Source organism: Youngiibacter fragilis 232.1 (genome assembly GCF_000495435.3).
GTDB classification, from domain to species: Bacteria; Bacillota; Clostridia; order Clostridiales; family Clostridiaceae; genus Youngiibacter; species Youngiibacter fragilis.
Genome location: NZ_AXUN02000146.1, coordinates 1 through 12,007 on the forward strand (window position 1 = coordinate 1; position 12,007 = coordinate 12,007).

Below are 12,007 nucleotides of genomic sequence, written 5' to 3' on the forward strand. Positions count from 1 at the left end.
GATGTGTATGGTCAATTAACATCAAAAAGAAGCTACCACTGTTTGTGATAGCTTCTTGAGCGAGATTAACTTAATGCCATTGAACGTAAGTTGACAGTCTATTTGGAATGCGCGTATTGTAAATCCAGAGAATCGATTTTCGATATGGTGCCTGAGCATGTCTCAGCTCTATTGTCCTGTTCCTATTCTCACTCTTGTTAATATCTTAAGTCATGTATAAACACAAATTAAAATACACTACCTCATTCCCTTTCATTCGCAATCCTTTTGCATATTTTTCACAGGCGCAGCAAAGGCAATGACTGAACCATTTCGTCATTGCCTCTACTCATTCCATGTTAGCCAGCTCGTTCTGCAGCAGGACGCCCACTACATCTGCAAACTTCTCCGGTGATTCAATCCGTGCGAAATTACGTCCATATATCTTCCTTGCCGCTTCCACATTCTTGTCCAGACCTGTGAATACGCCTATGACTGATATTCCGCCACGGACTCCATTCCTTACCTCTCTGGCAGCATCCTCTACCCCTGCGGGTCCTGCATACTCCCTCCTGCCGGGAAGCCTCCCTGACATGCTCCTGCCAGGCAACCTGCCTGACATGCTCATGCCGTGCATGTCATTGGGATCCCCGTCTGTAAGCACTATGAGTATCCTGTTCTGGTATTTGCCTCCTCCGGCAAGGTGCAGCGCTGTCCTTATTGCAAGGCCGTCCCTGTTGAAGCCGGCCACGGTATAGCCGAATATCTCCCTGTTTTTCTTGATTTCCTCGTAATCACGGTAGATATTCAGAACAAGGAAATCCCTGACGCTGCAGAAGGAAGAGACCCTGACCGGGATCCCGCAGCGTGTCAGGCTCTCAGCTATGATGTATCCCTGTGCAGCGATCGACTCCTGCCTTGACATCTGGGATGATGACCCGTCAAGCATGATGTCAACTGAGAGGTCCATTGTCTTTTCGCGGAGAGTCCTTATGAATACCATGTCGTCATTAAGATGGACATTCCTCCATACCTTTTCAATTACCAGGCTGCCGCTTTCAGACTTAAGTTTTGCTGACTCCATGCTCGTGAGCATGGTGTTCCTTATCCTTCTCTCAAGCCTTGAAATAAGGTTGGAATTTCTCGCATGGTTCTCCTCATAATGCCTTATGTTGATTTCCCTCTGTCTTGCCTTTGCCTTCATAACAAAAGCTGAAGCTTCACTCCCGGCAAAGATTCCTCTTGTCATGTGAAGATGGCAGCTGCTGTGGTTGCCTGTACAGAGGATGCCTTCAAGCGCCCTTGTGCCGTCATCAGGTACAGATGGCTCACCGAAATGGCTTCTTATGTACTCCCTCTGGTCCTGCTCCCATTTGTTCCTGATCTTCAGCAGCTGAAGTGAAAATCCGCTTTTCCCTTCAGCATCCCCGATCCTTATTTCCCCGTTGTACTCAGCGGTTCCGAAGCTGAGCCTCTTGAGGTAAGGCACCCCCTGGGTAAGCCTTCGTCTGCCACCAAGATGGACCATCTCCCTGCCGCTCCTTGTGCGCTTAGGCTTCATGCCCTTCTCATCCAGCGGAAGGAACTCGAAATAGCCCTCAAGTATATGGTTCATCCTCACGATTATCATGTCGGTGTCCATTGATGCATCGAATTCAAGCTCGTCAAGTATCTTGGTCGCGAGTGGAGTTCCCTCCGCCTTCAGGCCAAGAGCTCTCCGATAATGGGCAATCTCTATCTCATCAACCTCGTCGTAAGGTTCCTTCCCTTCCCATTTCCCCAATGTCTTAAGGGCATAGGCCTCCCTCAGCGGTCCGATCGCAGGCCTTTCCTCAAGTCCTTTGAGGAATGTGCCGTTCTCGATTCCAAGCCACATGAGGTTTCGAAATATCACAGCGTTCCTGTCACCCTCAAGGGTCCCGAAGAACGCGATGACCTTTTCAAACTCATAGTACCTGTGCGCCGCACCTATCACCTGGTTCCAGTAGATATCTGCCTTACCCCTTTCATCGTATGCCCTCATTTCAGGTTTGAAGGCATAATCTCCTGCCGCTGTCCATATTATGTTGGATGCCCTAGCCTTTTCGCTTCCTCTGTCTTCCATGGTCACACCCTGAAGATGTCATGTCTTTCAAGCTTCCCCGGAATCCTCAGGGCTATGACATCTTCAACAAGGGTTCGCTCGAACTCATCGAAGGACTTGTTCACGATCCCCATCCTGAGTGCCCTGTTTGCTTCAAGGCCCTTCTCCATGAGCCGTATCGCTGAGAGAAGTCCCCTCAAATCAACAGACTTTGTTGAAATCTCTGCGTTTCCGCTCTTCTTCTGGAGGTCGTTGAATAGTGCTGTGAACTGCTCCAGATACCTGCCCCTTAACTCAGGGAACTCCCTCTTGAGAAGCTTCTTCAGGTTCTCATCAGAAATTCCGGGCATGTCGATGACCATGAACCTCGATGCCAGGGCTTCATTCAGCTCCCTTGTACCTGCATAGCCATAGTTCATGGTTGCTATGAACCTGGTTGCTCCGTCCAGATGGTTCCTGTCATACCCAGGCACATCTATTATCCTTCTGAAATCCAGGGTCGCATGAAGGACTGCCACAGAATCGTTCTTGGCCATGTTGATCTCATCCAGTATGCCGAAGCCCCCATATCGTGCGCAATTGAGTATGGGTCCCTGCCTCATTGCCACTTCGCCGTTCCTGAAGGTATCAGTTCCAATAAGGGACGATGAGTCTGTGTTGACATGGAAGGAGATGTCCCAGCTCGGCCTTCCGAAGGCTGCAGAGAGATTCTCGGAAAGTACGTTCTTTCCTGTCGCCTTTGGCCCTGTGAGCAGAAGGTTTTCACCGCAGAGGAGCGCAACAATGGCATCCTCCCAGACAGAGGTCCCATAGTAATGGAACTTCGGTCTGGGGATCCTGTATGCCATATCCTTGTCCACCTTGTAAAACTCCCTGAACTTCCTGATCTCTAACAAGAGGTTTTCCCTTATTCCCTCTTCCTTCAGAAAATCAAGCATCGCAATCTCCCCCTACAACTCAACAGATATCATTATCACAATATTTGACATATGCCATATTCAATTTCATCTTACTACTTCAGTCCTATAAGTCAATTGAATTCTTGAAACGCTGTCCTTGATCCTTTGAAAAGCCTCAAGACAAAATCCCCATGCTGACGCAGCAATGGCATCCATGGCAAATACCATGGATGCCTCTATGCATTTGTTCATCTATCGGTCTTTTCTTTGGTTTACTTTTTTTCTCTCCTGAAGCACATGAACCAGTCGAGGCAATATGTGTCTTCGTTCTGGCTTTCCATCCTTTCCTTGGCGGTTCCGCAGGAACCTGCTGTAGGTACAATGACATCGTCGCCAGGTCTCCAGTCTGCAGGAGTAGCAACTCCGTCGCTGTCTGCCTTCTGGAGAGCAAGGATCACCCTCTTGATTTCATCGAAGTTTCTTCCGGTTGACAACGGATAGTAGAGGATGAGCCTTATTATTCCCTTCGGGTCGATGACAAATACAGCCCTTACTGCCTGCGTATTTGACTGACCAGGCTGGATCATTCCATACTTGTTGGCTACATCCATCCTTATGTCCTCAATCAGCGGGAAGGTGACCTCCAGGTCCTTCATGCCCTTGAACTCAAGTTCCTTGATCTTCCTGAGCCAGGCAATATGGGCATAGATTGAATCTACTGAAAGCCCTACAAGCTCAGTATTGAGAGCCTTGAAGTCATCCATCATTGATGCGAAGGTCATGAATTCGGTGGTGCAGACAGGAGTAAAATCAGCCGGGTGCGAGAAAAGGATTACCCACTTGCCTTTGTAGTCCTCAGGGAAGCTTATATCTCCCTGAGTGGTCTTTGCCTTGAAGGAAGGCGCCACGTCTCCGATAAGCGGCATTCTAAAAGCATTTGTAACTTCCATATCTTCTCCTCCTCAAGATAAATTTATTCAAGTTGCGGTACAACCTTGAATTCCTAACACTCCCCATGATGCATATGCTCATGGCATACAGACCCGGTAGATTTCAGTTCACCCTTAAGGTACCCTTCTGCTGCGAACTTTGCGTCGCCGGCAGCCCCGGTAACAACTTCGATGTTCCTTTCATTGAACATATGTATGGCGCTTCCACCCATTCCGCCTGAGATGATGACATCAACACCCATCTCGTGAAGGTATACGGGAAGAAAGCCCGGTCTGTGGCCAGGATTCGGTATCCTGTCAGCCCTTACTATGCTGCCATTCTCCTCATTGAAAATATTGAAGGCCTCACAGTGTCCGAAATGTTCCGTTACCATACCTCCGTTGCTTGCTACTGCTATCCTCATATTGTTGCTCCTTCCATAAATGTATTTTCTTCATCAAACTGAAGCATGTCTGTTACCTTTTCAATGTCCTTTGCAATGTACCTTTCCATTTCTCCCCTGTCGCAGGTCCTTGCAAGCTCCGGATCGATCGGAAGCCTTGCGGTCATGGTTATGCCATGAGCTGCCGCCACCTCTTCGAGATGGCTGTCACCGAATATATAATGCTTCTTGCTGCACTCATCACATTCGAAGTATGACATGTTCTCAACTATCCCTAGTACCGGTATGTTCATGGACCTTGCCATGTTGACAGCCTTTGCAACTATCATCGATACAAGCTCCTGCGGTGAAGTTACGATAATGATCCCATCCACTGCAATCGACTGGAAAACAGTAAGCGGTACATCCCCGGTTCCCGGCGGCATATCTATGAACATATAGTCAACGTCACCCCAGACAACATCTTTCCAGAACTGCTTTACTGCATTCGCTATAAGGGGACCTCTCCATATTATCGGGTCAGTGTCATTCTCAAGCAGAAGGTTTGACGACATTATCCCGATACCGGTTGCTGTCCTCATCGGATATATCCCCTGCTGGTCCATGAAAGCCCTTCCCGAAAGTCCGAACGCCTTAGGAATGGAAGGTCCCGTCAGGTCAGCATCAAGTATCGCCGTCTCAAACCCTTCCCTGTTCATCGCCACAGCCAGCATGGAGGTAACGAGTGATTTCCCGACTCCACCCTTTCCGCTGACAACTCCTATAACCTTTCCGATCCTGCTGAATTCATTGGCATCCTCAAGAAGAGACTGCTTTTCCTTCCTGTCTTCACATTCTTCGCCGCAGCTGCTGCAGTTTCCATTGCATCCTTCGCTCATTTTACGCTCCTTAAGTTTAGATTTCTATTGTTCTTCCGGCAGCCAGATAGTCAAGCTTGCCATCCATTATTTCCTTAAGCCTTTCATAGGCCTTCAGCCCTGTACAGTGACACGTGTAGTACATAGGGCCTGAAGCCCTCAGATAACTCCCGATCTCATCAATCTTTTCTGGGAGCTCGCTGGTTCCCCTGGATTTGTTATAGAGGTGGAACCCTCCTATCACAGCTTCAAGAAGTATGTTGCCTTCCACTGCAATCTCCTCGATTATGTTGACTATACCCCTGTGGGCACAACCTGCGAACAGCACGCCAATTCCGTCCTCCGTAATCAGCATGTTCTGTTCGTGGGAAAAATCGTCATGCTGGAGCTTTCCTGCATGATCCATATACAAGTCTTCGTTGCCTGATGGTGAAAGCCTGTCTCCCTTAATACCTGAAAACAGCTCAATACCCTCTTCTATCACATGATATTCTTCAACAGGCACTACCCGGCCAGAATCCAGTATTGACTTGTCAAGCCCTATGTATTTCCTGGTACCATCAGGCTTTGCAGCCCAGTGATCTTCAAAGGCTCTTCTGCTAATGAATGCTCTGGCCTTGCTGTTTAGTTCGAAGAACCTCTTTATTCCTCCGCCATGGTCATAATGCCCATGGGATATCACCAGAAAATCAACTGCCGAGAGGTCAACACCCATTCTTTCAGCGTTATCAGCAAAAGCTCCGGATGCACCAGTGTCGAACAGTACCCTCTTTGATCCTGTCTCAATGTACAGGCTGAGTCCGTGCTCTTGACTGAATTCATCTGAAACTGATTCGTTGTCCATCAGTACCTTTACGATCATATTCCGATTCATCTCCTTCATTCATCAGTAAGCTCATGGTTTCTTCAAATACCTTCCTTGCAGCGTTACCCGAAGGACAGTCGATATCCGCAATGCTGAGATTCCTGTTAACTGCCTCCAGGGCCTTCTTGTCAAAGGGTATTCTGCCCGCAAGAGGTATCCCTTCACTCCGGCACCATGATTCGATTGATAACGCAATGTCCTGCTCCGTGTCCGCCTTGTTGATGCAGACTGCAACCTTTGTCCTGAACTGCCTTGCCGATGCCACTATCCTCTTCAGGTCGCTCATTCCTGACAGGGAAGGCTCGGTTACGATAAGTACCATATCAACCCCTGTTATGGAAGCAATTACAGGACAACCTATCCCGGGAGACCCGTCAATTATTGCAATCCCTTCGGAGACGGCCTCATCTTTAAGCTGTCTCTTTACCTCCGTAACCAGAAGTCCTGAATTTCCGCTCCCCATCCTAAGCTCTGCAGTGGAGAAGATATCCTTTCCCCTGTAAAGCATCAGGTCGCCCGATACTGAATCCCTGAGTTCAACAGCTCCATACGGACATACGAGCATGCATACACCGCAGCCTTCACAGGCATATGGTTCCACTTCATGGCCGTTAACGTCACTTATGGCACCGAATCTGCAGTATTCCATGCAGATTCCGCAGTCTGCGCATTTCCCCCTGTCGATGAAGGCTTTAGGCATACCAAAGAACGGACGCATTTCAGGAGGTGATTCATGCCTTGTCACAAGATGAAGATTCGGGGCATCCACATCACAATCCGCGTAAGAGCGGGCATCAAGAAGCCTTATGAATGCAGCGGCTACGGTCGTCTTGCCGGTACCGCCCTTACCACTAAGTATCAGAAGCTGTTTCACAGTTCACCTCCGACATCAGAGTCACAAATATCTCCTTGAACATGGCTGAATACTTTCCATTCTCCCTGACAGCTACCTTTCCATTGGAGTTCAGTCTTCCAAGTTCCATATCAAAGGGAATCCTCCCTATTATCCTGATGTTGTTTTCATTGCAGTATCGCCTGGACGGGTCCTCCCCATCATCACATTTGTTGAGTATGGCTCCAAAGGGCTTTCCCATCTTCATCACCAGCTGATGAACCATCCTCAGGTTATGCGCTCCGAAAATCGATGGTTCAGCGACGAGAATGCAGTAATCAGAATCCCTTATGCTCTCCATCACGGAACATGAGCTTCCAGGAGGACAATCAAGGATTACCATACCCTTCTCTTTTCTGACCTCCTCAAGAAGCTTCCTGTTGACCGGAACGCCTGACTCTACACCGATATCCGTGATTCCCGAATATATTTTGATTTCATCAGACCATCCCGACTTGATTTCACCTATAGGGTTATCATATTCTGATATGGCTTTTTCAGGGCAGACTATGGAACAGCCTCCGCAGGAGTGGCATACATTCTCAAATACCACTACCCTTCTGGCAATGAACGCCAGAGCGTTGAACCGGCAGAAATCAATGCATTCCCTGCAGCCTGTGCAAAGGCCTTTGTCAACTATCGGAAGCTTTGCAGCAACTGTCATGTTTCCTGTCCACTCCGGCTTAAGGAAGATATGGCCGTTTGGCTCCTCCACGTCACAGTCCACATAGACAGCATCATCTGCGACCGCTGACAGGTTCACTGAAATAAGAGTCTTTCCTGTCCCGCCCTTTCCACTGAGGACTGCAATCCTTGAATTACTTCTCCCCATGTCCGTGAAACCCGGGATGGATACCTTCTAGAGTCTCAAGCTCACCCTTTATCATCCTGCTGATATTGGTAAAGGCAGTTCCTTCAATGGATGCATATAATCTGACGCCGGCTGCTCTCAGTACCTCAGCGGCATTTTCACCAAGCCTTGGTGTTATCAGCACATCTGCTCCAAGGTCAACTACAGTCTGGGCAGCCTTGATTCCTGCACCTCCCTGGCTCTTTGCTGCTGTATTCTCCTCTATGTCATATTCCCTGGTTATATCGTCATATGCCAGATAATACTGTGTCCTTCCGAAATGTGCACTTACCTTTGCATCAATAGACCTGTCTTCTACCGGCAACACTATCTTCATATGTCTTCGCCTTCCTTTCCCTCATCAGGGTTCCAGGCAATCTGGGCCATCCTCCTGTGCCTCTGGCAGCAGCCTCTGTCATCCAACCTCTCATTCTCATCGTAAAGCCTGTACTCTCCGCCCTCTATCCTCAGGACCTTCCCATTCACAATGACATCAGCAAGCTTTTTCCTTGCATCGTTATATATCTTCTGTACGGTTGTCCTGGCAACGTTCATCTTGGATGCACATTCTTCCTGCATCATTCCCTCAAGGTCAATGAGCCTGATGGTCTCATATTCATCCACCGTCATCGACACAGTTTCAAGTGTCATCGCCCTCTGCCCCAATGGGCCGAAAACCTGGCTGTCCGGAAGGCAGCATACCTTCCTCCATTTCATCGGTCTTGGCATTTATTATCACCTCATTAATAATCGCACACGCCTTTTATGACATATGCCACTTATAATCTTAGTATAAACCTTTGAAGACATATGTCAACAATAATACTTTGGTACAATGACTGCCTGAGAGAACAAACGGATTCTTCCCATGCAAATAAGCCTGTGCAAGGTCGCGATCTTTGTCGCGAGCTTGCACAGGCTTGTTTGCAGAGTTTAAACAATGGCATACAGGGCGTTTTATCCACTACTTCTTCAAATCGGAGATCAGAATACGAGTATAAGGCTCAGGGCCATAATAGCCATGCCTGTGATAAGCCCGTATATTGAGATATGGTGCTCCCCGTATTCCCTTGCAGTCGGGAGCAGCTCATCGAAGGATATGAACACCATGATGCCTGCGATTCCGGCAAAGAGTATGCCGAACAGGGTATCGTTAAGGAAAGGCATCAGTATGAAGTATGCGGCGATCGCACCAAGTGGCTCCGTAAGGCCTGATGCGAATGACAAGGCCACAGCCTTTCTCCTGCTTCCTGTCGCGCAGTGCACAGGCACAGCAATTGCTATGCCCTCAGGGATATTGTGGATAGCCACAGCGAAGGCTATTGGTATGCCTGTAGCAGGATTCTGCATTGCTGAAATGAATGTGGCGATGCCTTCAGGGAAGTTGTGCGCTGCTATGACAAGCGCGGTCACCGCCCCGACCCGGAGGAGCTTCCTGTCGCTGTGCTTCGGGTCGCAGGAGTCAAGGTCCTCTATGGTTATCGCCTCATGTGGATTCTCATATGACGGGATGAGCTTGTCGATGATCGCTATAAGGAGCATTCCGCCGAAAAAGGACGAGACATTGATCACGCCTCCGACATTAGGACCGTACGCTTCAGCAAGAAGGTCACCCGACTGGGCAAAAAGCTCGACGAAGGACACATATATCATGACACCTGCCGAGAGGCCAAGCGCATAAGAAAGAAGCTTCTTGTTGGTGCTCCTGAAGAATATGGTGAAAAGCCCCCCGACACCAGTTGAAAGGCCTGCAAAAAGAGCCAGTCCGACAGCGAGAACAATATTGCTTTCTTTCAATTGAGCCACCTCCTTCCTCTAATTCAATTGTGCCCCCTGAGGATTCAATGTCAAGTGTCACATGGATGAAATGAGAACAAAATTCAGCTGCCCAAAAATTTCTAAACGAAAGTTCATTTTTTTGTTGACATTATCCTTCGTCCTAAATATAATAACTGTTATACAAGCAACGGCGCTTGAAGACAGTAGTCTTCGGGCGCCTTTTTTTTGCTTGCAACAGAAATAAAAGGAGTTGTGTATTATGTGCAGAGTACCGGAATTGTTTGGGAGCATGGTCTTCAATGACACAGTAATGAAGGAGAGGCTTACCAAGGACACCTATGTGACGCTCAAGAAGACAGTACAGGACGGAAAGGCGCTGGACCTTACAGTAGCAAACGCAGTAGCTGCGGCAATGAAGGATTGGGCGGTAGAAAAGGGAGTCACCCATTTCACCCACTGGTTCCAGCCGATGACAGGCATAACAGCAGAGAAGCATGACAGCTTCATAACTCCAGTTGATGGCGGAAAGGTCATGATGGAGTTCTCAGGCAAGGAGCTCATCAAGGGCGAGCCTGACGCATCATCGTTCCCTTCAGGCGGACTGAGGGCAACCTTCGAGGCCAGGGGATATACCGCATGGGACCCTACATCATTCGCATTCATCAAGGACAACGTCCTTTGCATACCTTCAGTCTTCTGCTCATACACAGGCGAAGTGCTTGACAAGAAGACACCTCTCTTAAGGTCCATGGAAGTCATGAACACACAGGCGCTTAGGATACTTAAGCTCTTCGGTGACATGGACTCGACAAGGGTTATAACCACAGTCGGACCTGAGCAGGAATACTTCCTTGTCGACAAGGCACTCTTCGAGAAGAGGAAGGACCTCAAGTTCACAGGCAGGACACTCTTCGGAGCGAAGCCTCCAAAGGGCCAGGAGCTCGAGGACCATTACTTCGGATCCATCAAGCCAAGAGTCGCGGCCTTCATGGAGGACCTGGACAAGGAGCTCTGGAAGCTCGGAATACTTGCCAAGACAGAGCACAACGAGGTTGCGCCTGCACAGCACGAGCTTGCCCCCATATTCACTGACACAAACCTTGCAAGCGACCACAACCAGCTTACAATGGACACGATGAAGAAGGTCGCCCTCCAGCACGGACTCATCTGCCTTCTTCATGAGAAGCCATTTGCAGGAGTCAACGGCTCAGGAAAGCACAACAACTGGTCCATATCGACCAACACAGGCAAGAACCTTCTTGACCCTGGCCATACACCGCACCAGAACGCCCAGTTCCTCCTGTTCCTGTCGGCTGTCATCAAGGCCGTAGACGAGTATCAGGACCTTCTGAGGGTATCGATAGCATCAGCGGCAAACGACCACAGGCTTGGAGCCAATGAGGCGCCGCCAGCCATAGTTTCCATATTCCTCGGTGACGAGCTTACAGCGATAATGGATGCCATAGATTCAGGCAACCTATACAAGCACAGGGAAAGGACAGACATGACAGTCGGAGTTGACGTGCTCCCATCGTTCCCGAAGGATACCACAGACAGGAACAGGACTTCACCTTTCGCCTTCACAGGCAACAAGTTCGAGTTCAGGATGCTCGGTTCATCACAGTCGATCTCAGGACCGAACATAATACTAAATACAATAGTCGCTGAAGAGCTCAGGCAGTTTGCGGATATCCTCGAGACCGCACCGAACTTCACAGAGGCAATGGATGCCCTTGTCAAGAAGACAATAAGGGACCACAAGAGGATCATATTCAACGGAAACGGATATGAGGAAGCGTGGGTTGTCGAGGCAGAGAAGAGAGGACTCCTTAACCTCAAGTCGACACCTGAAGCGCTCCAGACCTTCATAGCGGAGAAGAACCTTGCCCTCTTCAACAGGCACAGGATATTCTCAAGCGAAGAGACCCATTCAAGGTATGAGATAACCATGGAGACCTACACGAAGACCCTCAACATAGAGGCACTGACCATGATAGACATGGTCAAGAAGGAGATCCTTCCGGCTGCGAACACCTACATCAAGGAGCTGAGCAAGACAGCTATCGCAGTAAGGACCCTTATCCCTGACATGGCATGCGAAAGCCAGCTCAACATGATATCAGAGCTTTCAGCGCTTACAGACAGCGTATACGCAAGGACTAACGCACTTGAAAGCGTACTTGATTCTGCCAAGGACTGCAAGGATGCCGCTGATTGCGCATTCTACTTCAGGGAGAACGTATTCCCTGCAATGGTAAGCCTCAGGGAGGCAGCTGACGAGATAGAGATACTCGCCGGAGAGAAATACTGGCCATACCCGACCTACGGGACACTGCTGTTCAGCGTATAGCGCTTGAGCATATAACACACAATTTGGAGCGGTTCCTCCTACCCCAAAGGGAAGGAGCCGCTCCCTCCTTTTTACTGACACCTTTTCCTTTTCAAACCTTTTCCCTTCCCCAGATGATAT

At 48.9% G+C, this 12,007-nt stretch carries 12 protein-coding genes; 1 reads left to right on the plus strand and 11 read right to left on the minus strand.

Going from position 1 to position 12,007, the window contains the following annotated elements; translation table 11 throughout:
- Window positions 1-328: 328 nt before the first annotated feature.
- The 11 genes from T472_RS07170 to zupT all read right to left on the minus strand — a co-directional run bounded on the left by T472_RS07170 (window position 329) and on the right by zupT (window position 9,555).
- Entirely contained in the window at window positions 329-2,083 is a 1,755-nt protein-coding gene (locus T472_RS07170; RefSeq protein WP_023384199.1) for a vWA domain-containing protein, read from the minus strand.
- Window positions 2,084-2,085: 2 nt separating this feature from the next.
- Complete coding sequence (locus tag T472_RS07175; protein ID WP_023384202.1) at window positions 2,086-3,000, minus strand: AAA family ATPase; 915 nt, start codon at window positions 2,998-3,000, stop codon at window positions 2,086-2,088.
- Window positions 3,001-3,233: 233 nt separating this feature from the next.
- Window positions 3,234-3,911, minus strand: coding sequence for a peroxiredoxin (locus tag T472_RS07180; protein ID WP_023384207.1), 678 nt, complete (start codon window positions 3,909-3,911; stop codon window positions 3,234-3,236).
- A gap of 53 nt (window positions 3,912-3,964) precedes the next feature.
- Window positions 3,965-4,315 (minus strand): NifB/NifX family molybdenum-iron cluster-binding protein, encoded by a 351-nt coding sequence (locus T472_RS07185; RefSeq protein WP_040906991.1) that lies wholly within the window; start codon window positions 4,313-4,315, stop codon window positions 3,965-3,967.
- Complete coding sequence (locus tag T472_RS07190) at window positions 4,312-5,172, minus strand: Mrp/NBP35 family ATP-binding protein (RefSeq protein WP_040906993.1); 861 nt, start codon at window positions 5,170-5,172, stop codon at window positions 4,312-4,314. Before T472_RS07190 ends, T472_RS07185 begins: the two co-directional genes overlap by 4 nt.
- Before the next feature lie 16 nt (window positions 5,173-5,188).
- Window positions 5,189-6,013: an MBL fold metallo-hydrolase gene (locus T472_RS07195; RefSeq protein WP_023384209.1), complete on the minus strand. Its 825-nt coding sequence runs from the start codon at window positions 6,011-6,013 to the stop codon at window positions 5,189-5,191.
- Window positions 5,970-6,890 carry an ATP-binding protein gene (locus tag T472_RS07200; RefSeq protein WP_023384211.1) on the minus strand — a complete coding sequence of 307 codons (921 nt, stop codon included), beginning with the start codon at window positions 6,888-6,890 and terminating at the stop codon, window positions 5,970-5,972. The genes T472_RS07195 and T472_RS07200 overlap by 44 nt, the downstream gene beginning before the upstream one ends.
- Window positions 6,868-7,740, minus strand: coding sequence for a nucleotide-binding protein (locus T472_RS07205; protein ID WP_023384213.1), 873 nt, complete (start codon window positions 7,738-7,740; stop codon window positions 6,868-6,870). Before T472_RS07205 ends, T472_RS07200 begins: the two co-directional genes overlap by 23 nt.
- Window positions 7,727-8,095, minus strand: coding sequence for a NifB/NifX family molybdenum-iron cluster-binding protein (locus tag T472_RS07210; protein ID WP_023384218.1), 369 nt, complete (start codon window positions 8,093-8,095; stop codon window positions 7,727-7,729). Before T472_RS07210 ends, T472_RS07205 begins: the two co-directional genes overlap by 14 nt.
- Window positions 8,092-8,487: a DUF134 domain-containing protein gene (locus T472_RS07215; protein ID WP_023384221.1), complete on the minus strand. Its 396-nt coding sequence runs from the start codon at window positions 8,485-8,487 to the stop codon at window positions 8,092-8,094. Before T472_RS07215 ends, T472_RS07210 begins: the two co-directional genes overlap by 4 nt.
- Before the next feature lie 255 nt (window positions 8,488-8,742).
- Window positions 8,743-9,555, minus strand: a complete 813-nt coding sequence (gene zupT, locus T472_RS07220) for a zinc transporter ZupT (protein ID WP_023384226.1) — start codon at window positions 9,553-9,555, stop codon at window positions 8,743-8,745.
- Window positions 9,556-9,796: 241 nt separating this feature from the next.
- Between zupT and T472_RS07225 the strand changes: the two genes are divergently transcribed.
- A complete protein-coding gene (locus T472_RS07225; RefSeq protein WP_023384228.1) occupies window positions 9,797-11,887 on the plus strand; it encodes a glutamine synthetase III family protein in 2,091 nt (696 codons plus the stop codon).
- Window positions 11,888-12,007 lie beyond the last annotated feature (120 nt).